General features: G+C 37.5%; 31 protein-coding genes, 1 other RNA gene and 1 pseudogene. 28 read left to right on the top strand and 5 right to left on the bottom strand.

Annotated elements, in window-relative coordinates:
• Both recU and J2X07_RS07255 read right to left on the bottom strand, forming a co-directional pair.
• The gene (gene recU / locus J2X07_RS07260; protein ID WP_310257794.1) at positions 1–624 is read right to left on the bottom strand and encodes a Holliday junction resolvase RecU; all 624 of its coding nucleotides are present in this window, start codon (positions 622–624) and stop codon (positions 1–3) included.
• Positions 625–695: 71 nt separating this feature from the next.
• Complete coding sequence (locus tag J2X07_RS07255; RefSeq protein WP_310257793.1) at positions 696–944, bottom strand: glutaredoxin family protein; 249 nt, start codon at positions 942–944, stop codon at positions 696–698.
• 133 nt (positions 945–1,077) lie between these two features.
• Between J2X07_RS07255 and J2X07_RS07250 the strand changes: the two genes are divergently transcribed.
• Positions 1,078–2,031, top strand: coding sequence for a DUF2515 domain-containing protein (locus J2X07_RS07250; RefSeq protein WP_310257792.1), 954 nt, complete (start codon positions 1,078–1,080; stop codon positions 2,029–2,031).
• Between the two features lie 35 nt (positions 2,032–2,066).
• On the opposite strand, the gene J2X07_RS07245 is transcribed toward J2X07_RS07250, so the two are convergent.
• Complete coding sequence (locus J2X07_RS07245) at positions 2,067–2,198, bottom strand: hypothetical protein (protein ID WP_310257791.1); 132 nt, start codon at positions 2,196–2,198, stop codon at positions 2,067–2,069.
• A gap of 212 nt (positions 2,199–2,410) precedes the next feature.
• Here J2X07_RS07245 and J2X07_RS07240 point away from each other — a divergent pair, with 212 nt between their 5' ends.
• The 5 genes from J2X07_RS07240 (at position 2,411) to J2X07_RS07220 (ending at position 5,491) form a co-directional block, all read left to right on the top strand.
• Complete coding sequence (locus J2X07_RS07240; RefSeq protein ID WP_310257790.1) at positions 2,411–2,920, top strand: MerR family transcriptional regulator; 510 nt, start codon at positions 2,411–2,413, stop codon at positions 2,918–2,920.
• Positions 2,921–2,985: 65 nt separating this feature from the next.
• The gene (locus J2X07_RS07235; protein ID WP_310257789.1) at positions 2,986–3,342 is read left to right on the top strand and encodes a YppE family protein; all 357 of its coding nucleotides are present in this window, start codon (positions 2,986–2,988) and stop codon (positions 3,340–3,342) included.
• Between the two features lie 51 nt (positions 3,343–3,393).
• Entirely contained in the window at positions 3,394–3,933 is a 540-nt protein-coding gene (locus tag J2X07_RS07230; protein ID WP_310257788.1) for a hypothetical protein, read from the top strand.
• Entirely contained in the window at positions 3,930–5,156 is a 1,227-nt protein-coding gene (locus tag J2X07_RS07225) for a DEAD/DEAH box helicase (protein ID WP_310257787.1), read from the top strand. Before J2X07_RS07230 ends, J2X07_RS07225 begins: the two co-directional genes overlap by 4 nt.
• Positions 5,157–5,194: 38 nt before the next feature.
• On the top strand, positions 5,195–5,491 hold the full coding sequence (locus J2X07_RS07220; RefSeq protein ID WP_310257786.1) for a YciI family protein: 297 nt from the start codon (positions 5,195–5,197) through the stop codon (positions 5,489–5,491).
• Positions 5,492–5,554: 63 nt separating this feature from the next.
• On the opposite strand, the gene J2X07_RS07215 is transcribed toward J2X07_RS07220, so the two are convergent.
• Positions 5,555–6,343, bottom strand: coding sequence for a LysM peptidoglycan-binding domain-containing protein (locus J2X07_RS07215; protein ID WP_310257785.1), 789 nt, complete (start codon positions 6,341–6,343; stop codon positions 5,555–5,557).
• Between the two features lie 406 nt (positions 6,344–6,749).
• On the opposite strand from J2X07_RS07215, the pseudogene J2X07_RS19975 reads away from it, so the two are divergent.
• The 14 genes and pseudogenes from J2X07_RS19975 to J2X07_RS07140 form a co-directional block, all read left to right on the top strand.
• Positions 6,750–7,271 (top strand): annotated as a pseudogene (locus J2X07_RS19975) (ankyrin repeat domain-containing protein); the annotation flags it as partial.
• Between the two features lie 89 nt (positions 7,272–7,360).
• Entirely contained in the window at positions 7,361–8,272 is a 912-nt protein-coding gene (locus J2X07_RS07200) for a rhodanese-related sulfurtransferase (RefSeq protein ID WP_310257784.1), read from the top strand.
• Between the two features lie 103 nt (positions 8,273–8,375).
• The gene (locus J2X07_RS07195) at positions 8,376–9,008 is read left to right on the top strand and encodes a phosphatase PAP2 family protein (protein WP_310257783.1); all 633 of its coding nucleotides are present in this window, start codon (positions 8,376–8,378) and stop codon (positions 9,006–9,008) included.
• Between the two features lie 65 nt (positions 9,009–9,073).
• On the top strand, positions 9,074–9,262 hold the full coding sequence (locus J2X07_RS07190; protein ID WP_310257782.1) for a hypothetical protein: 189 nt from the start codon (positions 9,074–9,076) through the stop codon (positions 9,260–9,262).
• Between the two features lie 130 nt (positions 9,263–9,392).
• The gene (locus tag J2X07_RS07185; protein WP_066290324.1) at positions 9,393–9,581 is read left to right on the top strand and encodes an alpha/beta-type small acid-soluble spore protein; all 189 of its coding nucleotides are present in this window, start codon (positions 9,393–9,395) and stop codon (positions 9,579–9,581) included.
• A gap of 171 nt (positions 9,582–9,752) precedes the next feature.
• Positions 9,753–10,484 (top strand): MBL fold metallo-hydrolase, encoded by a 732-nt coding sequence (locus J2X07_RS07180; RefSeq protein ID WP_310257780.1) that lies wholly within the window; start codon positions 9,753–9,755, stop codon positions 10,482–10,484.
• A gap of 3 nt (positions 10,485–10,487) precedes the next feature.
• Positions 10,488–11,063, top strand: a complete 576-nt coding sequence (locus tag J2X07_RS07175) for a TetR-like C-terminal domain-containing protein (RefSeq protein WP_310257779.1) — start codon at positions 10,488–10,490, stop codon at positions 11,061–11,063.
• Between the two features lie 172 nt (positions 11,064–11,235).
• On the top strand, positions 11,236–12,066 hold the full coding sequence (kynA, locus tag J2X07_RS07170; RefSeq protein WP_310258189.1) for a tryptophan 2,3-dioxygenase: 831 nt from the start codon (positions 11,236–11,238) through the stop codon (positions 12,064–12,066).
• Between the two features lie 362 nt (positions 12,067–12,428).
• Positions 12,429–12,857, top strand: coding sequence for a MarR family winged helix-turn-helix transcriptional regulator (locus tag J2X07_RS07165; RefSeq protein ID WP_310257778.1), 429 nt, complete (start codon positions 12,429–12,431; stop codon positions 12,855–12,857).
• 54 nt (positions 12,858–12,911) lie between these two features.
• Positions 12,912–13,547, top strand: a complete 636-nt coding sequence (locus J2X07_RS07160) for a nitroreductase family protein (RefSeq protein WP_310257777.1) — start codon at positions 12,912–12,914, stop codon at positions 13,545–13,547.
• A gap of 26 nt (positions 13,548–13,573) precedes the next feature.
• Positions 13,574–13,870, top strand: coding sequence for a putative quinol monooxygenase (locus tag J2X07_RS07155; RefSeq protein WP_310257776.1), 297 nt, complete (start codon positions 13,574–13,576; stop codon positions 13,868–13,870).
• A 254-nt stretch (positions 13,871–14,124) separates the two neighbouring features.
• Positions 14,125–14,355 (top strand): FeoA family protein, encoded by a 231-nt coding sequence (locus J2X07_RS07150; protein ID WP_310257775.1) that lies wholly within the window; start codon positions 14,125–14,127, stop codon positions 14,353–14,355.
• Complete coding sequence (gene feoB, locus J2X07_RS07145; protein ID WP_310257774.1) at positions 14,349–16,352, top strand: ferrous iron transport protein B; 2,004 nt, start codon at positions 14,349–14,351, stop codon at positions 16,350–16,352. The genes J2X07_RS07150 and feoB overlap by 7 nt, the downstream gene beginning before the upstream one ends.
• Positions 16,353–16,369: 17 nt before the next feature.
• Positions 16,370–16,516: a FeoB-associated Cys-rich membrane protein gene (locus J2X07_RS07140; protein ID WP_310257773.1), complete on the top strand. Its 147-nt coding sequence runs from the start codon at positions 16,370–16,372 to the stop codon at positions 16,514–16,516.
• A gap of 203 nt (positions 16,517–16,719) precedes the next feature.
• On the opposite strand, the gene J2X07_RS07135 is transcribed toward J2X07_RS07140, so the two are convergent.
• Positions 16,720–17,148, bottom strand: coding sequence for a VOC family protein (locus tag J2X07_RS07135; RefSeq protein ID WP_310257772.1), 429 nt, complete (start codon positions 17,146–17,148; stop codon positions 16,720–16,722).
• Between the two features lie 184 nt (positions 17,149–17,332).
• On the opposite strand from J2X07_RS07135, the gene J2X07_RS07130 reads away from it, so the two are divergent.
• The 8 genes from J2X07_RS07130 (at position 17,333) to J2X07_RS07095 (ending at position 25,791) form a co-directional block, all read left to right on the top strand.
• On the top strand, positions 17,333–18,016 hold the full coding sequence (locus tag J2X07_RS07130; protein ID WP_310257771.1) for a carbonate dehydratase: 684 nt from the start codon (positions 17,333–17,335) through the stop codon (positions 18,014–18,016).
• A 317-nt stretch (positions 18,017–18,333) separates the two neighbouring features.
• A complete protein-coding gene (locus tag J2X07_RS07125; RefSeq protein ID WP_310257770.1) occupies positions 18,334–18,903 on the top strand; it encodes a cysteine hydrolase family protein in 570 nt (189 codons plus the stop codon).
• 117 nt (positions 18,904–19,020) lie between these two features.
• Positions 19,021–21,303, top strand: a complete 2,283-nt coding sequence (locus J2X07_RS07120) for a DEAD/DEAH box helicase (RefSeq protein WP_310257769.1) — start codon at positions 19,021–19,023, stop codon at positions 21,301–21,303.
• Complete coding sequence (locus tag J2X07_RS07115) at positions 21,287–22,549, top strand: ribonuclease H-like domain-containing protein (RefSeq protein ID WP_310257768.1); 1,263 nt, start codon at positions 21,287–21,289, stop codon at positions 22,547–22,549. The genes J2X07_RS07120 and J2X07_RS07115 overlap by 17 nt, the downstream gene beginning before the upstream one ends.
• 533 nt (positions 22,550–23,082) lie before the next feature.
• Positions 23,083–23,640: a DUF1273 domain-containing protein gene (locus J2X07_RS07110; protein WP_310258188.1), complete on the top strand. Its 558-nt coding sequence runs from the start codon at positions 23,083–23,085 to the stop codon at positions 23,638–23,640.
• Positions 23,641–23,712: 72 nt separating this feature from the next.
• Positions 23,713–24,027: a cell division regulator GpsB gene (gpsB, locus tag J2X07_RS07105; protein WP_310257767.1), complete on the top strand. Its 315-nt coding sequence runs from the start codon at positions 23,713–23,715 to the stop codon at positions 24,025–24,027.
• A 76-nt stretch (positions 24,028–24,103) separates the two neighbouring features.
• Positions 24,104–24,512: RNase P RNA component class B (rnpB, locus tag J2X07_RS07100), an RNA gene on the top strand.
• Between the two features lie 136 nt (positions 24,513–24,648).
• Positions 24,649–25,791: a THUMP domain-containing class I SAM-dependent RNA methyltransferase gene (locus tag J2X07_RS07095; protein WP_310257766.1), complete on the top strand. Its 1,143-nt coding sequence runs from the start codon at positions 24,649–24,651 to the stop codon at positions 25,789–25,791.
• Positions 25,792–25,934 lie beyond the last annotated feature (143 nt).

The following is a 25,934-nucleotide window of genomic DNA, read 5'->3' as shown; positions in this document are numbered from 1 at the left end:
CTAGAGAGAAGGTGAAAAATAGACTCGATCTACTATATCTAAATAATTCAGTCTTGGTTGATATCCGATAGTAATAGAATGTCCTTTTTCGGAAATTTCACCCTTTGGAATTGACTTTCTTCCTTCTTTTTGTTCATTCCAATACTGAATCAAATAACGGCAATCAAATAAATAGATATCATCATCAGCCGAAAAGCGAAGGATCACAAAGGAGATTCCGCCATGATCGATGATTTGCTGCATATGATTGATTTGATGCTCATGAAAATTCTTTAGTGGAAAGCTTGTTTTGTTCTTCGTTTCCTTTGCTTCAAAATCAATATACCTTCCTTTATAAACCCCATTATAGTCGGTAGTAGATGCCAGTTTGAAATAAGCTTCCTTAATGACCGCCGCAGACCTTTTCGGATATTCCACATTCACGATTTGAACCGGGGTCGGTTTTTTATGAATGACAGCTTTTCCTGTGAGAAGATAATATTGATTACTTTGATTTAGATCATCTTCTAAAGACATTCCACGATTGCTGTAAGAGATTTCATTCTTAGGAACAGAAGAAGATTTCTTTTTTGTTTTTAAGGCAGTAACGATCTTTTTGCCGTTCGGATAATGAAATGTCCCCATAATTCATCTCCTTCTTTAATAAAGAATGGCTATGGTCATGTTAAATAACAAAGACACATAGCCGGGGTCGTTTACTTTTTTAATAGTGACTCTAGTTCTTCTTCTTTAAAGCCCATGATAACATGTTCTTTGTTATATTCATCGGTTATAACGGTTACCGGTGTAGCAGAAGCTCCTAATGCCATGACCTCCTGCATAAATTCTTGATTTTTCCGGATATCTCGTTCTTCAAATTCGATATTGAGATCCCTAAGCCACTCTTTTTCAGCAAAGCATGGAGGGCACGTTTCTTGTGTATAGATGATAACTTTAGTCGCCAATGCAGTATGCCTCCTTTTTCCAATTGCATCTTTAATAAAGATTAGTTTACTCCTTTTTCGAATGTGTTACAAATATTTTATTGCAGAGAGGAGAACGCTAAAAACGAGAGGAAAGAAAGGAGATTTGCGGCGGATGGACGGCTTAGAACAGATCATACGAAAAATCAGCGCGGCAACAAATTCACAAAATCGTGACAATATTTCACGTACCGTAAGCTATGCTGATTTTTTTAAACGCAATCCGGAAATAAGATGGGCGATGCTGGCAAGTATGGTGTCACGGAATGCTGGATACAGCATGTGTGATTTAAGAGGAGATTGGTTTCCAAGGATTTTGACGCGTGATACGAGAAAACATCTCTTTTTAACATATGAAAGAGCAAACTGGCTGATCTTTCAAGATGCCTTTCCGCAATTGCTGCTTTATGAGCAATCAAAAAAAGCGGGGTACCCGCTCTTTCATCTTTTGCCTCTATTCCATGTGTCTGCTTTCATGATAGAGGAATGGTTTCGATTCTGGGAAGAAAGAGATGTAAACCGCCTCGTTACTTCACTTATAATAAATGAGCAGCATGTTATCGAAGAACCTGTCTTAGAACAATCATTTTATAATAATCGGATCTTTTCAGCTTTGCCATTTTTGCTGCAAGATTATATGCATTTTAGTACCGTCTTGTTTCCAAGCCTTACGGGAGAAATTTATGGTCTCTCTGTACATGGATTTAAAAAAGTAAAAAACAGAATTGAAACGGGCAAGATGCTGTATTGGCTTTTGTTTCATTCACCTTGGAGCGATGAAATCATACAATTTTCAAACAAAGTGACCCACACTGGGTCACGGCATGATTTTGAAACGTATATCTATCCAATCAAAAAAAGAGAAACACCGATCTTAAGATTGGTTTATCCAGTGATCAAGCATAAAAAAGCTGAAGGAAAAGATTGGTTCCAAAAAAAGAAAGATACAGAGCGGTTTTACAAACCGATAGAACCGCTGCACAAGCTTTGTTTAACAGATTGGTATAAACAGAAGCAAAGACAGCTGAAAATAGCCGTTTTATTAAAAGAATGGGTGCAGCATACATAAAAAGACGGTCCACATCCGGACCGTCTTTTTGATTATCATGTACTCGGCTGATCAGGCCCATTCAGTTTCTTATCACCGTATCCTTTGTTTTGCTTTTGATCTTTTGGAGTACTTTCTTGATTTTTGTAGGTTTCTTGATTTTTCTGCTGTTTGCTTTCACCGCTCATTTTGTGTGACCCTCCTTTATTTTACGTACATGATTAGTTTTACGGATGGGGCGACTGAATATACAAATAATCAACAAATAGATGTCGAATTCTATGTAAATTAGGCAAAAACCACTTTCTTTGCCGAATGAAAACTAGTTTTGTCACGTATGAAGGGTTAAAAGGAAAATCCTCGAAATTAGTACCTACAAGAAAACGGGGAGGTATTCACTATGGAAACGGTATTGAAGACCAAAACTGTCTCTGAGGAGCTTGGAGTGAATCCAACAACAGTTCAGCGTTGGGTAAGACATTTCAATATTCAGTGTGATAAGAATGACCATGGGCATTATTTATTTAGACAAGAAGACATCGAACAGCTAAAAAAAATAAAAACACAGCTCGATCAAGGATTGTTAATGAGCGATATTCAAATCAGCACGTTTAAGATGGAAGGACAAACAATGGAGCTTCCAATAGAGTTTGATGATAAGTTTGAACGATTGGAAGCAGCCATCACAGCATTAGAAAAAAAAATAGAAGAAAAAGCGGATGCAGTGGTTTCTTACCAGATGCTGCAGCATGCTCGGGAAGTAGAAGATTTAGTTAAAAAAATGGAATTAATGGAGTTTAGACTTCAAGATCTAGAAGTAGCATTGTTAAAAAAGAGTCATACAGAAGAAGTGGAATATGTGAAGCCAAAGCATAAAAAGAACTGGTTTGTGAGTTTATTTACTCTATAATAAAAATGAAAAAGTGTAAGTCCTTCTATTCTTTGGTACAGTATAAGGAATGGAGGGACTTTTTTATGAGCAATCATTTATATCACATGACCATTCAATTGATAGAAGATATAGAGGAAGCGTTTGATATTTTTAAAAACCAGACAAAGCAGCGAGAAGATGAAGCGGACTTTTATACAGAAGTAAAACCTTTTGCTGATCGGATTCATACTAGAGTATCCGAGTGGGAGCCGGCTGCAAGAGACTGGGTGATCGCGAACAAGCCGAAGTATTTGTATCCGATTCAAATTAAAACAGCCGCAGAAAATATAGGATATCTAGGAGTGTATGTTTTTCAAAAAAAAATGAAGGATAAGCGGATTACAGAAATGGTTAAATCCGTTTTGTACGTATTAAATCAGTTGAAAGATCAAATGAAATAAAATTTCACGTACCGTACATAAAAACTTCTTCTAAAATAAGGAGATAACAAGATGTATCATCCATCCGTTTATGATAATCTTAAGGTTGTGTTTGAAGGCGTCGTATATGACTCTGATTTTTCAGGAGAGATAGAAATTATCAACCGAGAAGATATAGTGGATTTTGCTGTAATAGAAAAACGTAATTCAATCAGCTTTATCGTTTTAGGGATCAGTGATTCTATAAAAGGGAAAGTGATTTTAAGCACAAACTTAGCAAATCTTGCAACCGAAAAACTGCAAGATAATCCTGAAGGTGCAGGATGTAATTTATCAATCGAGATCGAGACACCAGTATATGAAATTGAAACAGACTGCAAAAAGCTTCAAATGATTTTAAAAAAGTGGACGACTGGTGAAATAAAAAGCAAAATGGAGCAAAAACTTACCTATATATATGGGGAATCGAGAAACGTATTTTATAATACTGTTTCCATAAACATTGAAAAACCTGTGACAGAAGATGATACGGAACGTTTTTCAGAAGTTCTTGGAGAAGTAATTGCTTCCATAAAAGAATTTAATCAATATTTTAAGGGGTACAAAAAATGACACAACAGATCAATGAGTTTCCGGAATTTATTCAAAATGCCTGGAACAAGAGCGGATTTACTTCATTAACAACTATTCAGGAACGTGCTTTTCCTTCCTTGCTGGAAAATAAAGATATTGTAATTGAATCACCAACAGGGACAGGCAAAACGATAGCGTATGGTCTTCCGGCTCTTGCAAAAATTAATGCAGAGATCAAAAATGCTCAAGTCGTCTTTCTGGCACCTACTAGAGAATTGGCGATGCAAATTTTTGAGGTTTGTCAGAAATTCACTGAAAACAGCGGCATTAGCGGTGCATCTCTTATTGGCGGAGCCAACATGCAGAGGCAGCTTGATAAACTAAAAAAGAAACCTCAGTTTATTGTTGGGACCCCAGGGCGTGTAAAAGAATTGATTCAAAACAAAAAGCTGAAAATGCATGAGGTCAAAACTATCGTAATCGATGAAGCAGATCATATTGTTGAAGCAGGTTTTGGCGGAGATGTTGAACAAGTTATTGGAGCGACGTTAAAAGATAGACAGCTTGTTTTTGTGTCAGCCACGATTAATAACAAAACAGAAGAATGGTCAAAAAAATTAGCTGATCAGCCCGATGTTATCAAAGCGGAAAAAGAAACTTCTTCAAACAGTGTTACACATACGTTTATGTTGTCCGAATACCGCGATAAAGTAGATAATCTTCGTAAATTAATTCGTCATACACCAGACATTAAAGCCATTGTTTTCGTAAATAATTCGATGAAAATGGATGAGTTTGCTTCAAAGCTCGAATTTAAAAAAATACAATTGGGTGTATTAGCAGGAAATTCAACAAAAGACGATCGTAAAAGAGTTCTAACAGATTTTAAACGCGGGAAGATACCAGTACTTTTAACAACTGATGTAGCAACACGGGGTTTGGATATTCCTGATGTAACACATGTTGTTCATTTGGAACTTCCTGAAGATGTAAAACAATATGTTCACCGTTCAGGCAGAACAGGCCGTATGGGGAAAGAAGGAACTGTTGTTTCTCTGGTTACGAAGGCAGAGTTATCTTCTGTGAAGAAATGGACGACAAAGTTAAATGTTCCTTTACAAAAGCAAGTACTAAAAGAAGGTCAAGTGCTTATTCGGGATGAACAAACAAAACCGAAGAATTCAGTTGCTGCAGGAAAAAGTAAAGTTCAAAATCGAAAACCAAACTTTAATAAAAATAAAAGAGATAAAAAGGATATTTAAAAAGCATTAGAGAATTCTCCTAAAAAGGGGAGAGTTAGATGCTAACGAATGAATTTTTATATCAGATTAAGCCAGTAAGAGAAAATTTTATGAATGACCAAACAGAAGCAGAGCAAAATGCGTTAGAATCACATTTTGTCTATCTGAAAAGTCTTTTGCAGGATGGAAAACTGGTCTTAGCAGGACCATGTTTAGACGCTTCGTTTGGAATTGTTATCTTGCAGAATGTAACGGAGAATGAAGCACAGGCTATAATGGAAAATGATCCAGCGATTTTAAATAATATCATGACGGGTACGCTTTATCCATTCCGAGTCTCTCTTATTAAAAATTAAAAGTAAAAGCATTCAGCCATTGTCGGCTGGATGCTTTTTTAGTGAGAGTCGTCATATAGAAACTTATTTTTTGAATAACTGTACCCAGGCTCCTTGATAGTAAGCAACCCCGATAGAATCATAATTTGAGCTTAAAATATTTTGTCTGTGGCCAGGACTGTTCATCCAGTCCGCCATAACAGCTTGTGGTGAAGTTTGCCCTTTTGCAATGTTTTCGCCGGCAGCTGTGTAATCGATTCCAAAACTTCTCATCATATCGAACGGTGAACCATATTTTGGAGAATTATGATCAAAGTAGTTGTTTTGAATCATATCCTTTGCTTTTGCCATGGCAACATTACTTAATTCAGCATCAAGTGTTAATGGGGCAAGTCCTGCTTTTTGACGCTCTTGATTCACAAGTTGAGAAACTTGTGTTGCGTAGCTGTCAACAGAATATTTTGCAGGTGCAGGAGCTGATTTTGGAGCAGAAGGTGCATTAGGCGCCGCAGCAGTAACTGGAACGTCTAAAATTTGACCTGGAAAAACCCAATTGATCTGTTTCAATTGCGGGTTTATCTTTTGCATTGCCCATAAACTAACATTTGACGCCGAAGCGATTTTATATAAGGTATCCCCAGATTTAACTGTATAGTGTTTCGAAGAAGAAGGAATATATACAGTTTGACCAGGATAAATATTGGGACAAGGTAATCGATTCATCCCTAGCATCAGTTTAGAACTAATATTATGCTGCTGTGCGATGGTGTACATAGAATCACCATTTTTTACTGTGTAAGGTGTAGACGCATACGCAGCTGTTCCCATCATTAGAAATGCAGATATACATAAAGATGTAATTTTAAAACGCATATTATCCCCCAATATACCGTTCCTCAACGACTTTCACTACTATAATACTCACATAAGTAGTTAATTGAAACAACTGGGAATCGCAGAGAATTTTTGTAAATAAATGTATCGTTTTGTTGTATTGTGTGGCTGTTTCCGCATATTCTGTTGCTCTTGAAAGTGATTGATTTCCGCTTCAGGATACTCGCTTTCCGCGGGGTGTGCGGTGAGCCTACCTGGCGCTTTGCACCTGTGGGGTCTCACCTGTCACACTGATCCCGCAGGAGTCTCGCACCTTACACTCCAATCAACCTTCCATGTGAGCAGTTAAAAATACCCTGCAGTCAACAATTTTATTGAAATCAACAACCCTTTAGATAAGAGTGTTTTGTAAAAGAAAAGGTTTTCATGTCGATTTGTTGAATTACTAGTTATGAAAGAAATCGAAAGGAATGTGATTATGAGCATACATAAAGCTTCGATGGATGGAAATGTAACAGAACTGAAGAAGATACTTTCGCATGAAGAAACAAATGTAAATAAACTTCAAGATGGCTGGTCTCCTCTGCATTTAGCCGCTCATTTTGGACACTTTGATGCAGTAGAGCTGCTTTTGCAGAATAACGCAGATGTACATGTGAGATCTGAAAATGAAATGGCTAATACGCCGCTTCATGCTGCAGCAGCAAATAAAAAGAACCGAACTGAAATGATTGGATTACTGCTAGAACATGGCGCGAATATTAATGATAAACAAAGCGGAGGATGGACCGTCCTTCATCAAGCCGCCCATCATAATGATCCTGAGATGCTATTGTATTATTTAGGAAAGGGTGCAGATCCCTTTATCGCAAAAAATGATGGAAAGACGCCACTAGAACTTGCAGAAGATGAAAAATTTGATGAAGCAGCAGATGTTTTGAGAAACTATACTTTAAATAAAATTTAAAATACAGGGCAGCCTGTATTTTTCTTTTTTGTATAATTTGTTATTATAGGAAAGGTAGTTTTTGAAGAAGTAAAAGAAGGTGAATTAAAATGCAATATCAAGTGCTGTTATATTATAAATATGTCAAAATAGAAGACCCTGAAACGTTCAAAGAAGAACATCTGAATGTTTGTAAAGAAATTGGCCTAAAAGGGCGAATTCTCGTTGCTGAAGAAGGTATAAATGGAACGGTTTCAGGAACGATTGAACAAACTGAACAATACATGAATCATATGAAAGCCGATGAAAGGTTTGCCGATACCGTTTTTAAGATTGACAGAGTAAACGAACATGCTTTTAAAAAAATGAAAGTGAGAGTAAGACCTGAGCTGGTCCATCTAAGCTTAGAAGATGATGTAAACCCTAACGAGGTAACGGGAAAACACCTTTCTCCAAAAGAATGGATGGAAGCTTTGGAGGATGATGATGTTGTTATTCTGGACGCTCGTAATACGTACGAATATGATTTAGGTCATTTTAAAAATGCGATCCGACCAGACATAGAAACATTCAGAGAGCTTCCAAAATGGGTAAAGGAAAACTTTACTCAGTTTAAAGACAAGAAAGTTCTTACGTATTGTACGGGCGGTATTCGTTGTGAAAAATTCTCCGGTTTCTTAGTAAAAGAAGGATTTAAAGACGTTTCACAGCTTGAAGGCGGCATCATTAGTTATGGGTATGATGAAGAAACAAAGGGTAAACTTTGGGACGGGAAATGCTACGTATTTGACGAGAGAATTTCCGTTTCTGTTAATCGAAGCGGGGACGAAACGGTTGTCGGGAAGTGCTGTCATTGTGGAAATTCTGAAGAACGCTATGTGAAATGCGGAAATCCAGAATGTAATGCGCACCTTCTAATGTGTGAAGAATGCGAGAAAGAGCATAAACGGTCATGCAGCAAAGAATGCATGGGACATCCATGGAACCGTTATGTAAAAGAACAAGAACTTTTAAAAGGATGACTCGTTTGAGTCATCCTTTTATTTGAATGAGTAGACAAAAAAACATGACTATCCTATTTATTGGAGACTGAAGTAAAATATAGGATAGGAGAGTGAAAAAAAGATGAAAAAAGTTAATTTAATAATAGGGTTTTGCAGTATTGTAATGACCTTTTGTGCGTTTTATCCATTATCTTTTATTCATGAGATGGATTCAGAGGGAAGAAGTATGCTCTTTAACACCAGAAATGATTTATTAAATAAAAGTGTAATATCTTTTACACATGTTGGAGATGCAAAAGTATTAGGAGTTTTATGCTTACTAGGTATGATTTTGTTATTTTTTAATAAAAAATGGCTAAACGGATTCTTATTATTATCAAGTCTTGCGGTGACTTTTGGATTAAATAAAATAATAAAGAATGCATTTGAGCGGGAACGTCCTGTTGAAAATCGATTATTGGAAGAGGATGGCTACAGTTTCCCGAGTGGGAACGCAATGGTAGGAACATCATTTTATTTGTTTGCTGCATTTTTACTTTATCAAAAATTCCAAAAGCCTTGGATTTTGTGGATTGGTACCATTATCCCTTTCTTATTAGGTGTGAGCAGGGTCTATGTAGGTGTCCACTATCCATCAGATATTTTAGCTGGATTTAGTATTGGAGTCTTGTGCTGTCTTGTACTTATTAAAATTGCTATAAATAACAATAAAATTAAACATAAAGCAGTACAAAACAAAAATTCTGCTTTATAGATTATCAATACATACTCTAATTTGTTATAATCATATTGTAATGTTTACCGAGAGGGTGCTAAGGAATGCCGCCAATTATTTTTCCTGAAAACAAGATGGACTACATACCAGCTGTTATTACGCTGATTATATTTACTATTTTTGCTTGGCGAACTTTGGTGTTTTTTAAAAAGCACCACGCAAAAGAATTAAAAGAAGCGCAATTACTTGAACAAGAATTGTTAAATAACGCTAAAGAAAACAAGGACCTTTAATAGGTTCTTGTTTTTTTTGAAAAAAAATTATATTTCTATGAATAGGTTTTCAAAAATAACTAATACTACTTTTAACGGAAAAACAAATTTAATTTTCCGTACATATTATCTCCCAAAGGAGGGAAATCGCATGGCACGTAACCAAAGCAATCAAATCGTAGTTCCTGGAGCACAAGGTGCTCTTGATGCAATGAAGCAAGAGATCGCTGCTGAGTTCGGAGTACATCTTGGACCAGACACAACTTCTCGTGCAAACGGATCTGTTGGTGGCGAAATCACTAAGCGTCTTGTAGCACAAGCACTAGGCGGACTTCGTTAATCAGCAACCTCCTTGTAAGAAAAACCCCTATTCTGAAAATGAGTGGGGGTTTTTAGTTATGCGCCCATTAAACAATTTTATACATATTAAGGAAATTCTTATTGCAAAAACTAATACCATTAGTTATATTAAAACTAATGGTATTAGTTTTTTATAAGGAGATGTTTTGTTATGAAGATTACGAAAAAAGAGCATCTATATCAGTTAGCATTTTTGCCTTATTTGTTTCCAGTAAATTGTTATTTCGTGGAGGAAAAGGAAAGTTTGACTTTAATAGACGCTGCTCTTCCACATAGCAGTAAAGGTATAATTACAGCAGCACAAAAAATTGGTAAGCCGATTACTAAAATTGTTATAACACATGCCCATGATGATCATGTGGGAGCATTAGACTCACTAAGAAAACAGCTGCCGAATGCATTGGTTTATATCTCGAAACGAGATGCCCGTTTAATGGATGGCGATCTTTCATTGGATTCCAGTGAATCAGATACTCCTATTAAAGGAGGGGTTTCGAAAAACATTCAAACTCGGGCAGATGTGCTGCTTAAAGAAGGAGACAAAATTGGTTCCCTTCAGGCTATTTCAGTTCCTGGCCACACACCAGGCTCAATGGCATTTTATGATAGGCGGTCAGGTGCACTAATCGCTGGGGATGCTTTTCAAACAAGAGGAGGATTTGCCATTGCTGGCCAGCTTGTTCCACTTTTTTCATTTCCGAAATGGGGTACATGGAATGCAAAGGAAGCAGCTTCATCCGCTCTTAAAATATATGAATTAAATCCGACGCTGCTTGCAGTAGGACATGGAAAAATGCTTGAGAATCCTCTTCCTTCTATTAAAAAAGCATTGGAGAAGTCTGCATTATCTTCATCAGATCTTACAGAAAAAAGGAGCAGTTAATCAATGTCTCCTAGAATCGGGCTCGATACAAATACAATCGTACATACTGCTGCGAAATTAGCTGATGAACAAGGTATGGATCAAATAACATTAGCATCGCTCGCAAGGACTTTAAAAGTACGAACCCCATCCTTATACAACCATATCGATGGATTAGAAGGGCTTAAAAGATTATTAGCCTTATATGGATTAGCCGAATTAAACAATAAGCTCATACAGAAGATAAATGAGCAAGATAAAGAAGAAACGATCAGGAGTTTGGCAAAAGCTTATGTTGATTTTGCGAGGTCGCGTCCTGGTCTATATGAATTAACACTGCAAGCCCCAGATCACAATGATGCAGAAGTTCAGCAAGCAGGGAAGGCTCTTGTTGCTATATTAACAGACGTTTTTCGGGATTTTGATTTGTTAGAAGACACAGCTTTACATGCAGTACGGTGTTTCCGTAGCATGCTTCATGGCTTTGCATCGCTAGAGCAAAAAGGGGGATTCGGTCTTCCTCTAGACCTTGATGTAACACTAGAACTATTAGTTAATTCGTTCCTATCTGGTATACCGGTTTTTCAGCAATCTTCTTGAAGAAAGAAAAGAAGATAAGGTAATGATTGCAAAATGGGGTGATCCAGTGGGATGGCTCTTTTTTTCAATTTAACTTAATAAATAGGTCATTTATCATGTATAATGAAAGCGTTATCATTTCATTGGGGGCTATGTCCTGATTGGAGAGGGTTGTATGGCAGAACATAAAAATATGGACAGCAAAGAATCTGAAAAAGGGATCTATACGAATTTTATGAATCAGATGACGTATGGAGAGTATTTAAAACTAGACCAGATTTTAACCAGTCAAAAAAGGCTATCCGGACATCATGATGAAATGCTTTTTATAATCATTCATCAAGTGAGTGAGTTGTGGATGAAATTGATTTTACATGAAACACGCTCAGCTATTTCTTCTATTGAAAATGGAAATCTTCATGCTGCATTTAAAATGCTTTCACGTGTATCTAAAATCCAGTCGCAGATTATTGAATCTTGGAATGTGTTATCCACTTTAACGCCGGCAGAGTACATGGAGTTTCGGGATAAATTAGGGCAAGCTTCAGGATTTCAGTCGTATCAGTATCGAATGATTGAATTTGCTCTCGGATATAAAACACCTCACATTTTAGAAATCTATAAAAAAGATCAGGAATTACTGGAACAGCTAACGATAGCATTGCATACACCGAGTTTATATGATGTATCTATCCAAGCATTAGCGAAAGGCGGACTCTATATTGATGAGGAAGTTTTAAATCGTGATGTGACGAAAAAATACGAATATAACAGCAGTGTTGAAGCAGCCTGGTTAGAAGTATATAAAAATGTAGAAAAATATTGGGATCTTTATGAACTTGCAGAAAAGCTCGTAGATATCGAGGACAATCTGCAGCAGTGGCGTTTCCGGCATATGAAGACGGTTGAAAGAATAATCGGCTTTAAAGTGGGAACGGGAGGTTCATCAGGTGTCAACTATTTAAAGAAAGTTCTTGATCAGCGTTTTTTCCCAGAACTTTGGGATCTTAGGACAAGTATATAACGATAGAAAAGAGTGGACAGTTGTTCCACTCTTTTTGTTAAGCTATTTTTTAAGAGATTGTTGCTATGGGGGCATTTTTGTAATTTAATTCCAAAGTGATTGGAGTGTAAGGGGTGAGACTCCTGGGGGACAGGCGAGACACTTAAAAGTGAAACGTACGAATGTGGCTCACCGCCTGCCCCTCGGAAAGCGAGCAGCCTGGAACGGAAATCAGCGACTTACAAAAGCAACGATGTATACGAAAGCAACCTTGATTAAAAAGCATTATTTTTGACTTCAATAAGGACATGTATTATATTAATTGACGTATCAATTATTGAGCTATCAAATACTATTTAAATTATAGGAGGTGGATGTTATTCATGTCCAACTCATTCATTGCAGATGAAACAATCCTTTACCAGCTATATGATATTTATCGAAGAACAGCTCCGAAATTTGAAAGCTGCACAGGAATTAGTCAGACTCGTTTGAAGCTTTTGCATGAGTTGTATGAAGTTGAAGAAATTAGTCAAAGAGAGTTACAGAAAAGAGTAAACATTGATCATGCAGCTGTGACGAGACATTTGAAACAACTAGAAGAAAAGAGAATGGTTATCAGACGAAAGAATCCTGAAGATCAGCGATTTACGTATGTTCAATTATCAGATGAGGGACGATTAAGAATCATTCAATATCGAGAAGAAAAACAAAAGTTCATATCAGATGTCTTAAATGGTTTTAAGGAAGAAGAGCGTGTACAGCTTCTGGACATGCTTACTCGTATCCAAAACAACATCGAAAAAATCTAAATCTATTTTAAAACCTAGTTAATCAACCCAGACTCGACAAAAAGGAGAATAACAATGCAGCAAACAAAAATAAATGATTTTCAACAAATAATTACGGGACGCCGTTCCATTCGCAACTATGATCCATCTGTAAAAATTTCAAGAGAAGAGATGAAGGAAATCTTAACTGCTGCTTCACTTGCCCCCTCTTCAGTAAATTTACAGCCTTGGCGGTTTGTGGTAATTGATACTGAAGAAGGGAAAAATACGTTAGCGCCACTTGCAAAGTTCAATCAAAGACAAGTTGAAACTTCGGCAGCCGTCATTGCCGTCTTTGCAGATACGAACAGTTTAGAATATTTGGAGCAAATCTACGACAAGGCAGTAGACGAAGGACATATGCCTGCTGAAGTAAGAGATCAGCAAGTACCGGCTATAAGAGGTTTGTTAGAAATGATGTCCCCTGAACAGTTCAAAGATATGAATCTGATTGATTCAGGACTTGTTTCTATGCAGCTCATGTTAGTGGCACGTGCATATGGTTATGACACGAATCCAATTGGCGGCTATGAAAAGGACAGAATCGCTGAAGCGCTGGATTTAGACAAAGAACGGTACTTCCCAGTTATGCTGTTATCAATTGGAAAAGCAGCGGATGAGGGGTATCAATCGGTTCGTTTACCAATTGAAACAACAACAGAGTGGAGATAGACAACAAGAGAGGGAGAATACAACCGATGATTATTATTCATGCAGGATTTCAGGTATTAAAAGAAAAAGAAGAAGAATTTTTGGATGAGATCTACAAGTTAGTGGATGCATCAAGAGAAGAAAGTGGAAATGTTTCATACCATTTACTAAAAGATACGGAAAAAACGAATGCATATTTAATGGTGGAAGTATGGAGAGATCATGAAGCTGTTCAAAGCCATAATGGAAGTGAACACCTCACAACATTCCTTGAAAAAGCAAAGTTGTACCTCTCAGCTCCAGCGGATGTTAATGTATATGATGCAAATCAACTAGGTAAATAAATGCTTGAAAGGGGAGGCATACATATGTGCCTTCCTTTTTCTTCTTTATTTTTTCTGTTTTAAAATCATAAAAGGTATTGAATCGGATTATCTTTAATAATAATTATGAAAAATTTTTAAATAGGCATAGCCAAACGCCCAATTTTGTTATAAACTAAATTTAATTGATAAAGGTTATCATTCTCTATTAGGAGATTTTTTTTATAAACGTAATTGATAATAATTATTATTTTCAGCTTTTGGAGGATTCGACTATGTTACTTTCAGAGTTATGTAAAGGGGAAAAGGCGAAAATCGTTGACTTATCATCATTAAGTGAAACGGTAAAACGCCGACTTTTAGATTTAGGAATTTGTGAGGGTTCTCAAGTATGTTTGCAGTGCAAAATGCCGTTTAAAGGTCCTTGTATGTTAGAAAACAGTGGTCAATCATTGGGTATCCGTTTACAGGATGCATCATTCATAAGGGTTGAAAAATCATGCTAAACATCGCTTTAATCGGTAATCCGAATACTGGTAAAACATCACTCTTTAATAACCTCACAGGTACATATCAGTATGTCGGCAACTGGAGCGGGGTAACCGTTGAAAAAAAAGTAGGGGTCATAAAAAACAAAAAAGGAAATCTAATTGATTTACCTGGTGTTTATTCTTTAAGTCCTCTCTCTAAAGACGAAGCGGTTGTTTCACATTTCTTTGTTACCGAACAATTCGATGGAATTATTAACATAGTGGATGCTTCACAGATTGAAAGAAATCTATTGCTGACAATGCAGCTGCTTGAGTTTGGAAAACCGCTAATCATTGGGCTCAATATGACAGATGTAGCAAAGCGAAGAGGCATTACCATAGATGAAACAATTCTATCTAAACTATTACAAGTCCCTGTTGTTCCTGTTATCGCTCGATCTGGTAAGGGAACAGGCACAATAAATGATTTATTAGAAACGAATCATCAAACGGAATCTTCTTTTAAAATCGATTATGGACAGCTTGTTGAAGATCGTATTAAAAAAATCATTTCAATGCTGCCTTCTGAACTTTCAATTCCAAAAAGATGGACAGCCATTCAGCTTTTAGAAGGAAATGCGGAGGTAACAAAATTTATTGCCTCATTTGAAAATGCGAATCAGATCAACCAAATCATTCAAGAAACGAATGAATATGTCAAAAGAGAGTTAGGCGTTCCGACTCTTGCAAGATGGATTTATTCTGTAAGAAAAGAATTTATTGATCAAGTTATTGCGAAGTCTGTTGTATCTCAACAAGATCAAGATAAATCCTTAACTGAAAAGATCGATCGTGTTGTAACACATCCGTTACTTGGTATACCGATCTTTCTTGTTACGATGTTTCTCATGTTTAAACTTACCTTTGACTGGCTTGGGTTACCTCTGTCTGATATGCTGGATGGATTTTTGTCGGGTTCACTGACAAACTGGCTGACGAGCGGATTAAATGCTTTGCAAGCGTCTGATTTTATTAAAGCCGTTGTTCTTGACGGAATTGTTGCTGGAGTTGGCGGTGTTCTCGTATTCGTACCGCAAATTTTCATTCTGTTTTTATTAATCTCGTTTCTTGAAGATTCAGGATACATGTCAAGGGCTGCGCTAGTCATGGACCGCACAATGGAAATGGTAGGGTTGAATGGTAAAGCATTCATACCGATGATTATCGGATTTGGATGCAATGTACCAGGAGTAATGGCAGCTCGAACGATTGAGCAGCCGAGGGAACGATTGTTAACCATTTTGTTGACGCCTTTAATGTCTTGTTCAGCACGGTTGCCTGTTTACGCACTTTTCGTTGGTGCATTTTTTGCAAAGTACCAAGCACTCGTCGTTTTTTCTCTGTACGTGCTCGGAATAGTAGTCGCTTTAACATTAGCAAAAATATTCTCTATGACGATTTTAAAAGGAGAATTCTCCATGTTCGTTGTAGAATTACCGCCTTACCGAATGCCTCAAGGAAAGGCATTATTCCGCAGTACGTGGGACAAAGGTAAGGGCTTCATAAAAAAAGCAGGGACCTTTATTTTCGGTGGTTCTGTAATGATTTGGTTAATGTCATATGCAGGACCAGGCGGATTTGATGTAAAAATGGATGATAGTTTTCTGGCTATGATCGGTGGAGTTCTCGCTCCAATCCTAGCACCTTTAGGATTTGGTTCATGGCAAGCCGGAGCATCATTGATAACGGGTTTCTTAGCAAAAGAAGTGGTCGTTTCTGCAATGAACATCATTTATCACGTTCCGAATGCAGATTCATTGCAAGGTTTGCTATCTAACGAATTCTCACCGCTATCAGCATTCAGCTTTATGGTGTTTGTCCTGTTGTATGTGCCATGCTTAGCAACAGTTGCTACGATCCGTAAAGAAGCGGGATCTGCGAAATGGACATACTTCTCAGTAGGATATGCACTTGTTATTGCTTATTTATTATCATTAGTAATCTATCAAGTGGGAAGACTCTTAGGGTACTAGAGAAGGAGGACTGACCTATGCTTTTAAATATTCTTTTCGCACTGCTTATTTTTGGTTACGCGGGCTGGGCTATTTTTCGCCATGTAAAAAAGAGCAAGCAAGGGAAATGTGCTGCATGTTCGCTAGCTAAAAACTGTGAAACAAAGTGTGATTCAATTTCATAGATATTATATAGAAGAGGCATGAACTTAAAGTGTAAAACTTTTAGTTCATGCCTTTTTTTTCTAACTAACCTGCTCGAGAGAATGTCTGATTTATCCAAACGAGGATGAAGGGTTGAAATTTTATATACAAATTAAAAAGAAACAAGGCTGATCGCTACTTTTGATCAGCCTTTTTTTGCTAGATAATATAAAGTTTTAACAGGTTACGTAGCTGTTTGTCCATTATCAAAGTTTAACTGCCACATGATTCCGAATTTATCTGTGACTTGTCCATAAAGCGGGCTCCAAAATGTTTCTTGAAGCTCTAATTCTACTTTTCCGCCTTCTTTTAGTTTGCTATAAACGGTTTTAATATGATCCATATTACTATTTACAAACGCTAGCGTGATGTTGTTTCCTTCTGTAAAAGGCATTCCTGGCATTGTATCAGAAAACATAACATTGCTTCCATCAATATTAAGTCTTGTATGCATCACTAAATCTTTTGCTTCTTCAGGAAGTGGATAATCCGGGTGAGAAGGTGCTTCGCCAAAAGTCATGATTTTCGGTGCTTCAGTTTCAAATACATGTGCGTAAAATTCTACGGCTTCACGGCAATTCCCGTTAAAATTAATATAAACATCAACTGACATTTGTTTCACTCCCATTGATAAAAAAATTTTTTCCTATTTACATAGTATCATCATGCTGTACATTTTTTCCATTTTTATTTTTCTGCGATAGGTCTGATTGTTTAATGTCAATGGTTTCGTCTGTTGCATAATTACTCTAGTCTGCATAACCTGATTAAATAACGAATTGAATGAGGTGGTCAGGTTGAAACATTATGATGAATCATGTACAAATCATGTAAACCATTGTTTTAAACCGTTTATTAGTCCTAATCCAATTACATCATTTAATCCCATTCAAATTTCTCCAACAATTGACAAAAGTGCATTCGTAAGTCCATTTACAAGTGTAATAGGTGATGTCGTTTTAAGAAAAAATGTTTATGTAGCTCCATTAGTCAGTATTCGTGCAGATGAAGGAACGCCTTTTTATATAGGGTCTAATACCAATCTTCAGGATGGTGTGATTTTACACGGATTATTAAATAAATTGGTTGAAGTTAAGGGGAAAGATTATTCCATATATATAAGCAAGGATGTTTCAGTAGCGCATGGAGCTCTTATTCATGGACCTTGCTATATTGGAAAAAAGGTATTTGTTGGATTTAAAACCATCGTTTATGACGCTATTGTAGAAAGCGGTGTATTTATTGCTAATAATGCGGTCGTCACAAATGGTGTTCATATTGCTAAGAATCGGTTTGTTCCTCCTGGAGCCTATATTGATTCCCAGAAAAAAGCTGACTCACTTTCGAGAGTACCTGCTGACAATAAAGAATTTGCAAGAGAAGTACAACGAGTTAATCAGGAATTCCCAGCTGCTTATAATTTGTTATTTGGAGATAGTCGCTGTTCTTGCGGAATGGCATATAATAATTCTCCGGAATAATTAAAAAGGATGTAAGTGGTTCAGTATTGAAATGAATCACTTATTTTTTTGTTTGTTTTTTACAGCAAGATTCTCATCTTTTTAATTTTTGAGTTCTGAAGTTACAGTCGTAATCGATATTTTTAAGTCGTTTCGAATACCTTTCCCAATATACGAAGAGTAATTAATCATTTTTTTTACATATGAAAAGTTTGAGTTAACAACTATTGTATAATTTCATTAGACCCGTTAACACTTTCATTGAAAACATGTGGGTTCAATCTAACCGTATACAAATCAAGAGTTGATTTTCAGCTTATAAAAAGGAGCTTAAGCACATGAATAATCTTAACGACAAGACCGCTTTGCTGGTCATGGATCTGCAAAAGGGCATTGTATCTCGTTACGCAGAAGAAGAAGCAGTACTGTTACCGTTCCAAAAAGCTATTGAAGCTGCACGTCAACATGATATACCAGTTATTTTTGTACGAGTTGCCTTTAGCAAAGGCTATCCAGAGATCAATCCGAAAAACAAAATGTTTTCAGCTATTTCCAAATCGGGTGGAATGACAATCACAGAATCAGCGACACAAATACACGAATCCGTTAAGCCAGAACCAAGCGAACTAGTTGTTACAAAATACAGGGTTAGCGCGTTTGCGGGCAGCAATCTCGAAGTTATACTTCGATCTTGGCAAATTGATAAGTTAATCATCAGTGGTATTTCTACGAGTGGAGTCGTTTTATCAACCTTACGTGAAGCGGCAGATAAAGATTATGATCTTACAGTACTTTCTGATGCGTGTCTGGATGCTGACCCCGAGGTACACCGCGTTTTGACCGAAAAAGTTTTTCCTCGTCAGGCAAATGTTCTCACTGTAGAGAATTGGATTTCCGGATTAGAATGAAAACGATTAACTGAAACTGCAAATTAATTACTTAATCTTATGTGGCTTGAACATTCAGTTCAAGTCCCTATTTCATTGCGAACAAATATTCGTTACAATGAAAATGAGGTGAGAAGCATGTTTCAAAAAAAATCCATTCAACAAGTTATGGATGTCTTGCGAGAGCCTGATGTTTCTAAACAAATAGTGCACTGGAAGACGATTGAACCAAAAGAAGCGGTTTCCGTTCCATTGCCAGCTTTATTACATCCTAATTTACAATCTGCTCTTACTAAAAGAGGGATTTCTTCTTTATATATTCATCAATTATCCGCTTTTGAAACGGCACAAAGAAATGAGAACTTTGTTGCTGTAACACCAACGGCGTCTGGTAAAACACTTTGCTATAACCTGCCTGTGTTACAAGAGGCAGCAAACAATCCTGAATCTAGAGCGCTTTATTTGTTCCCGACAAAAGCACTTGCTCAAGATCAGAAAGCAGAAATGAATGAACTGATCGATGAAATGGGATTAGACATAAAAAGTTACACTTATGACGGGGATACCCCGGCAAACATACGCCAGGTCGTAAGAAAAGCTGGAAATATAGTAATGACAAACCCTGATATGCTGCATGCAGCTGTTCTTCCGCATCATACGAAATGGGTTGCGCTGTTTGAGAACTTAAAGTATGTCGTCATTGATGAACTTCATACATACAGGGGTGTTTTTGGGAGCCATGTTGCAAATGTGATCAGACGCTTAAAACGGATCTGTCATTTTTACGGCAGCGATCCTGTCTTTATATGTACATCTGCGACTATTGCGAATCCAAAAGAACTTGCTGAACAGCTTACAGGAAATCCGATGACATTAATTGATAATAACGGTGCCCCTGCTGGCCGTAAGCATTTTCTTTTTTATAATCCGCCGGTCGTGAATGTTCCGTTAAATGTTAGGCGAAGTGCAACACTCGAAGCTCGTAATTTAGCGAAGCTCTTTTTAGAAAATCGCATTCAAACAATTGTTTTTGCGAGAAGCCGTGTGAGAGTTGAAATCTTGCTAACTTATTTGCAAGAACTCGTGAAAAAGGAGTTCGGTACTAAATCGATCCAAGGATACCGCGGCGGTTATTTGCCAAAGCAAAGACGCGCTATCGAAAAAGGACTGCGCAACGGGGAAATCATGGGTGTAGTATCTACAAATGCCCTAGAGCTAGGTGTAGATATTGGTCAGCTGCATGCATGTATTTTAACAGGTTATCCTGGTTCGATAGCAAGTGCATGGCAGCAAGCTGGCAGGGCAGGCAGAAGGCAGGATGAAAGTGTTGTGATCATGGTTGCATCCTCTTCACCTCTTGATCAGTATGTTATTCAAAATCCTGATTATTTTTTCAATCAATCACCCGAGTCAGCAAGAATAAATCCAGATAACCTCATTATTTTGGTCGATCACCTAAAATGTGCGGCTTACGAACTGCCTTTTAAAGAAGGCGATGCGTTTGGGAATCAGGAAATTATGGATGTGCTTGAGTTTTTAGTGGATGAACAAGTGCTCCATAAAAGAGGAAAGAGTTTCTTTTGGATGAACGATTCGTTTCCCGCTCACAATATTAGCTTACGATCCGCTTCACAGGAAAACGTGGTTATTATCGATCAGACAAATGTAGCGGACGTCCGGGTTATTGGAGAAATGGATCGATTCAGTTCCATGACTTTATTGCATGAAGAAGCCATTTATCTGCATCAAGGTACTCAATATCAGGTAGAGAAGCTTGATTATGAAGAGAAAAAAGCATATGTCCGAGAAGTAGATGTGGATTATTTTACAGATGCAAATCTTGCTGTTTCATTAAATGTACTAGAAACCGACAAGGAAACGATAAACGAGCAAAATTCGAAAGCATTTGGGGACGTAATGGTTGTAGCCAAGGCGACGATTTTCAAAAAAATCAAATTTGAAACACATGAAAACATTGGATCAGGTCCGATTCATTTGCCAGAGGAAGAGCTTCATACTTCAGCAACTTGGCTGACATTTGATAAACAAGACCTGACAGAAGAAAAGTTGGAAGCGGGATTACTAGGAATCGCTCATGTAATTCGCCATGTCGCTCCATTGTTTGTGATGTGTGATTCAAATGACCTTCATGTTGTACCTCAAGTTAAAGCTGTCCATTCGGAAAAGCCAACGATCTTTATATATGACCGTTATCCTGGCGGAATCGGTTTGAGTGAAAAAGTATATGAAGCATGGGATACTGTACTTCATCAAGCGCAATCCATTATTGAAAGCTGCCCTTGTGAAAAAGGCTGTCCATCTTGTACAGGAACAATAGAAGAAGGAAACAACAGTAAAGAATTAGCTGTAAAATTAATCGTACAAATTAAAGGAGTCAACCATCATGTCGATTCAAAATAAGCTGAACCGGCTAAAAAAGCATATGGGCAACCCTTCATCGACACGTTCTGTTCCTTTGCCTCCAAATGATGACATGTCTAACAAAATAATCGAAAACGGAGATTATTGGGAGAAATTTGGAGCTTCTCCCTACTTTTTTGAAGACGATTATTGCATCATTCGAAAAGTGGAATATCCACTGGATCATTTGTGGGGAAGGTATCGGTTTGACGAATTAGATATAGCCGTGAATAAATGGAAGGACGTTAAAGCAAAACATCCGCTTCATGCGAATGAATTACAAGCTTCTGATCTTTTGTTCTTTGACACAGAGACTACGGGTTTGAATGGCGGAGCAGGGAATACGATATTTATGCTGGGAATGAGTCAGGTCAAAGATGAGCATGTCATCGTTCATCAATTTTTCTTGCCTGGACCAGGGTCCGAAGTTGCGCTGTATCATTATTTCTTGAATCATGTGAAAGAGTTGAAAAATCTAGTTACGTACAACGGAAAGTCTTTTGATTGGCCGCAAGTGAAAACGAGGCACACATTGATCCGTGATTTCGTACCTTCTCTTCCTGAGTTCGGTCATTTTGATCTTTTGCATGGTGCTCGAAGATTATGGAAAGATACACTGCCCGAGGTTAAGCTGTCTGTCGTTGAAAGAGAAATTTTAGGTGTGGATCGTATCCATGATACTCCGGGATATCTTGCTCCAATACTTTACTTTCAATATTGCAAAGAGGGAGATCCCACCTTGCTTGAAGGTGTGTTTCGACATAATGAATGGGATGTATTAAGTTTAATCACACTTTATACGCATATGTCGAATACGATACAAGGAAATAAAATACGCACAGAGCGGGAAACGTTTGCTATAGCAAGATGGTTTGAATCGTTAAACGAACAAGAAAAAGCAATTGAAGCATACAAAGAGGTTTTAGAGACTGGTATAACCCTAGATAGCCAAGCAAAGAAAGCTTTAGCTAAACTCTATAAAAAACAGGGCAAGATCGATCGTGCGGTTCTGTTCTGGCAAGAGCTTGAAGCAGAGAATGCTATGGATGAGGAACCTGCATTGGAGCTGTCCAAATATTTTGAGCATACAGTGAAAGATTTTGAACTAGCATTGAAATTTGCAGACCGGGCATTTTCTATATGGAAAAGTAAAAAAAGGCTGCTTAAGAAGAAAGAAGAACAGGAAAAGATGGCTTTTGCAAAAAGAATCGAACGATTGGAACAACGTATTATCCATTATTCGTAAATATTCGTCAAATTTATGAATTTATTCAAAATATCTCTTCTCAATTGACCGTGTTTTTTGTAGAATAAGAGAGGATGAGAAAAGCTTTTTTTAGAAAATAAATTTCCTCTCTTATTTTTATTCCCCGGGTAAGCGCAAAATACGTCAAAAATCCTTATATTTCAACGTGTTTTCCGCCAACAATCTTCTCATTTCGATTGTTTTCGCAGCCATAACCGGTCATATTAAGAGGGAAATGATATAATTTATTTCATGGAGAGATGGATAAGTGAAGCAGTGGATTGTTGTTCTTTTTTTTGTAGTAGTCGGATTAACACTTATGGTTGGTACTGAAATCAGTCACACAACACAAAACTTGTAAAGAAAATTGGCTGACCAAGCCTTAGCCGTCAGCTTTTTTCACTTATACTTTAAAATAAACTTGTTTCTAAGTCGACGAACAGCCTGTTAACAAGTTATACTTTACTAAAGTGTAAGGAAATTTCCCGGCCGTATAAATGCCGGGTGTTTTTCATTTAGGGGGGCATTATATGATTCAAACCTTATTGGTTAGCGGATATAAAGCCCATGAACTTGGTATTTTTAGTGATAGTCATGAAGGGGTATACTACATTAAGAAAGCACTGCAGCAGCGGATTCGTGCGTTGATTGATGAAGGGCTGGAATGGGTAATCATCAGTGGACAGCCTGGAGTGGAATTATGGGCAGCTGAAGTTGTATTCGATCTGCAGCCGGAGTTTCCTGATTTGAAGCTGGCTGTTTTGACGCCTTTCCTGGAGCAAGAGACCAGATGGAAAGAAAATGTTCAGGAAAAATACCAAGAAATCATCATCAATGCTGATTTTGTGGACTCTGTAAGCAGGAAACCTTACGAAAATCCACAGCAGCTGCGCGTGAAAAATCAATTTTTAGTTCAAAAAAGTGATGCGATTTTACTTCTTTACGACGAAGAAAAGGACGGCTCACCGAAGTATTATTTACAGGCCGCGATGAGTAAGCAGGAATTGGACGATTCTTACAAAATATATTTTATAACGCCTTATGATTTGGATATTATCGTTCAAGAAGAACAATGGAATCGAAACGAGTAAAAGAGAAAGAAATTGACATTTTGGTCATGATTTGAAAAAATGATTTTAGAATCTTTGTGTGAGGTGATTCACATGAGTGAACAACGTTTTCATTTAACGGCAAAAGACATATTGGAAAAAGACTTTAAACAAGGCTTTCGTGGTTATGATCAAGACGAAGTAGATAAGTTTCTTGATATGATTATCAAAGATTATGAGAACTTCCAAACAGAATTCGATGCGCTGGTTCAAGAAAATAACCGATTGCGCAGAGAAATGCAAAGTTCTTCCGATCAGCCTACTCGTCGCATGCAGCCTGTTACTTCAAGCACGACGACCAACTCAGATATTCTTCAGCGTTTATCTAATTTGGAAAAACATGTTTTTGGCAGCAAGTTATACGATTGATTCCAGTTTTTATCCATTTGATTTTTAGGTTTTCAACATGCTATAATGAATCTTGCTTTTAAAAACAAAATCAATAACGTTCGGGTAATCGCTGGACCTGATTTTTCGGGTTTAGAGGAAAGTCCATGCTCGCACGGATCTGAGATGACCGTAATAATCGTGCCTGGCCAAAAAATAAGCCAGGGTAGCTTGGTTTGCTAATTTTAGCTTACTGGGTTAACGGCAGGGAACGCACCTAAGTCCTCTGGATATGGTGTTAATACCTTGAAAGTGCCACAGTGACGTAGTCCCAATGGAAACAAAGGGAGTGGAACGCGGTAAACCCCACGAGCGAGAAACCCAAATTATGGTAGGGGAGTTTCCCTTTCGGAATTGAACGAATGGGAGAACAAGAAGCTAAGGCTTTTTGTAGATAGATGATTACCACCGGTGTACGAGGCGACTTGCCGTTTGTAGTACTATGGAACAGAACATGGCTTACAGAACGTTATTGGTACCTAATTAAAGCTGAATGAGGGCCCCGTTTACCGGGGCTTTTTCTATTTACATAATAAATGACCAATCAGAACAGGGTATACTTATAGGTAACGAATAAAGCAACATTAAGGGAGTTTTACGGATATGGCGAAATTACGTCTGATTGCAACAGCAGCAATGGGACTCGAAGCTCTTGTAGCACAAGAGGTTCGAGCATTAGGTTTTGAGAATGTACAAGTAGAAAACGGAAAAGTTTATTTTGATGGAGATGAAAAGTCACTCGTAAAAGCGAATTTATGGCTTAGAACAGCTGATCGAGTAAAGCTTGTTGTAGGCGAATTTAAAGCAGAAACGTTTGATGAACTGTTTGAAAAAACAAAGGCATTGCCATGGGCTGATTTTATTCCAGAGAACGGTGAATTTCCGGTTATCGGCCGTTCCGTAAAATCAAAATTATTTTCAATTTCAGATTGTCAGGCAATCGTTAAAAAGGCAGTTGTTGATAATTTAAAGACAGAATATAACCGTAAAACCTGGTTTCCTGAAGATGGAGCTTTGTATCGCATTGAGGTTGCGATTCATAAAGACATGGCAACATTGACAATTGATACGAGTGGTACAGGTCTTCATAAGCGAGGCTATCGTGAGCTTCACAGCGGTGCGCCTATAAAAGAAACAATGGCGGCTGCACTTATTATGCTGACGAACTGGACGCCAGATAAGCCGTTCGTGGATCCATTCTGTGGTTCAGGCACTCTTCCCATTGAAGCTGCAATGATCGGACAAAATATTGCTCCGGGCTTAAATCGTGAGTTCGCATCAGAAAAGTGGGATTGGATCGATAAGAAGGTATGGTATGAAGCTGTCAGTGAAGCGCAAGACGTTGCAAAGTATGATCTGCCGCTTGATATTCAAGGATCAGATATTGATCACAAAATGATCGAGCTATCAATCAATAATGCTAATGAAGCTGGTTTTGAAGATTTCATTACGTTTAAACAGATGCAAGTCCGCGATTTTACGACAAGAAAAGAGTATGGCTGTCTCGTTACGAACCCTCCTTATGGAGAGCGACTAGGCGACAGAGAAGAAGTAGCACAGCTATATCGTGATCTAGGTAATGCCATGAGACCATACGATACATGGAGCGTATATGTTATTACTTCTAACGAAAAGTTTGAAGAATATTACGGCAAGTCTGCTACAAAGAAACGTAAACTGTACAACGGTGATCTCAAGACCGATTACTATCAGTTCTTCGGTAAAAGACCGCCGCGACAATCATAAAACAAATACAAAAAAGACCCAAATTTGCTGTTTTCCAATCAGCTTTTGGGTCTTTTTTTGTTATTTTTAAAGTAATATTCTTTTTAATTTGCTCTTATCGTAATGTAGCTTCAAAGAAAAATTTAATGGAGTGTAAGGTGAGA

Origin of the sequence: Fictibacillus barbaricus, from assembly GCF_031457135.1 — a bacterium.
Classification (GTDB): Bacteria; Bacillota; Bacilli; order Bacillales; family Fictibacillaceae; genus Fictibacillus; species Fictibacillus barbaricus_A.
Note: the sequence above shows the minus strand (reverse complement) of the source record. Positions and strands in the feature narration are given on the sequence as shown.

Bases quoted from the DNA above. Each gene is read 5' to 3' on its own strand.
- recU (WP_310257794.1), bottom strand. From the start codon at position 624: ATGGGGACATTTCATTATCCGAACGGCAAAAAGATCGTTACTGCCTTA.
- J2X07_RS07250 (WP_310257792.1), top strand. From the start codon at position 1,078: ATGGACGGCTTAGAACAGATCATACGAAAAATCAGCGCGGCAACAAAT.
- J2X07_RS07245 (WP_310257791.1), bottom strand. From the start codon at position 2,198: ATGAGCGGTGAAAGCAAACAGCAGAAAAATCAAGAAACCTACAAAAAT.
- J2X07_RS07240 (WP_310257790.1), top strand. From the start codon at position 2,411: ATGGAAACGGTATTGAAGACCAAAACTGTCTCTGAGGAGCTTGGAGTG.
- J2X07_RS07235 (WP_310257789.1), top strand. From the start codon at position 2,986: ATGAGCAATCATTTATATCACATGACCATTCAATTGATAGAAGATATA.
- J2X07_RS07230 (WP_310257788.1), top strand. From the start codon at position 3,394: ATGTATCATCCATCCGTTTATGATAATCTTAAGGTTGTGTTTGAAGGC.
- J2X07_RS07225 (WP_310257787.1), top strand. From the start codon at position 3,930: ATGACACAACAGATCAATGAGTTTCCGGAATTTATTCAAAATGCCTGG.
- J2X07_RS07220 (WP_310257786.1), top strand. From the start codon at position 5,195: ATGCTAACGAATGAATTTTTATATCAGATTAAGCCAGTAAGAGAAAAT.
- J2X07_RS07215 (WP_310257785.1), bottom strand. From the start codon at position 6,343: ATGCGTTTTAAAATTACATCTTTATGTATATCTGCATTTCTAATGATG.
- J2X07_RS07200 (WP_310257784.1), top strand. From the start codon at position 7,361: ATGCAATATCAAGTGCTGTTATATTATAAATATGTCAAAATAGAAGAC.
- J2X07_RS07195 (WP_310257783.1), top strand. From the start codon at position 8,376: ATGAAAAAAGTTAATTTAATAATAGGGTTTTGCAGTATTGTAATGACC.
- J2X07_RS07190 (WP_310257782.1), top strand. From the start codon at position 9,074: ATGCCGCCAATTATTTTTCCTGAAAACAAGATGGACTACATACCAGCT.
- J2X07_RS07185 (WP_066290324.1), top strand. From the start codon at position 9,393: ATGGCACGTAACCAAAGCAATCAAATCGTAGTTCCTGGAGCACAAGGT.
- J2X07_RS07180 (WP_310257780.1), top strand. From the start codon at position 9,753: ATGAAGATTACGAAAAAAGAGCATCTATATCAGTTAGCATTTTTGCCT.
- J2X07_RS07175 (WP_310257779.1), top strand. From the start codon at position 10,488: ATGTCTCCTAGAATCGGGCTCGATACAAATACAATCGTACATACTGCT.
- kynA (WP_310258189.1), top strand. From the start codon at position 11,236: ATGGACAGCAAAGAATCTGAAAAAGGGATCTATACGAATTTTATGAAT.
- J2X07_RS07165 (WP_310257778.1), top strand. From the start codon at position 12,429: ATGTCCAACTCATTCATTGCAGATGAAACAATCCTTTACCAGCTATAT.
- J2X07_RS07160 (WP_310257777.1), top strand. From the start codon at position 12,912: ATGCAGCAAACAAAAATAAATGATTTTCAACAAATAATTACGGGACGC.
- J2X07_RS07155 (WP_310257776.1), top strand. From the start codon at position 13,574: ATGATTATTATTCATGCAGGATTTCAGGTATTAAAAGAAAAAGAAGAA.
- J2X07_RS07150 (WP_310257775.1), top strand. From the start codon at position 14,125: ATGTTACTTTCAGAGTTATGTAAAGGGGAAAAGGCGAAAATCGTTGAC.
- feoB (WP_310257774.1), top strand. From the start codon at position 14,349: ATGCTAAACATCGCTTTAATCGGTAATCCGAATACTGGTAAAACATCA.
- J2X07_RS07140 (WP_310257773.1), top strand. From the start codon at position 16,370: ATGCTTTTAAATATTCTTTTCGCACTGCTTATTTTTGGTTACGCGGGC.
- J2X07_RS07135 (WP_310257772.1), bottom strand. From the start codon at position 17,148: ATGTCAGTTGATGTTTATATTAATTTTAACGGGAATTGCCGTGAAGCC.
- J2X07_RS07125 (WP_310257770.1), top strand. From the start codon at position 18,334: ATGAATAATCTTAACGACAAGACCGCTTTGCTGGTCATGGATCTGCAA.
- J2X07_RS07120 (WP_310257769.1), top strand. From the start codon at position 19,021: ATGTTTCAAAAAAAATCCATTCAACAAGTTATGGATGTCTTGCGAGAG.
- J2X07_RS07115 (WP_310257768.1), top strand. From the start codon at position 21,287: ATGTCGATTCAAAATAAGCTGAACCGGCTAAAAAAGCATATGGGCAAC.
- gpsB (WP_310257767.1), top strand. From the start codon at position 23,713: ATGAGTGAACAACGTTTTCATTTAACGGCAAAAGACATATTGGAAAAA.
- J2X07_RS07095 (WP_310257766.1), top strand. From the start codon at position 24,649: ATGGCGAAATTACGTCTGATTGCAACAGCAGCAATGGGACTCGAAGCT.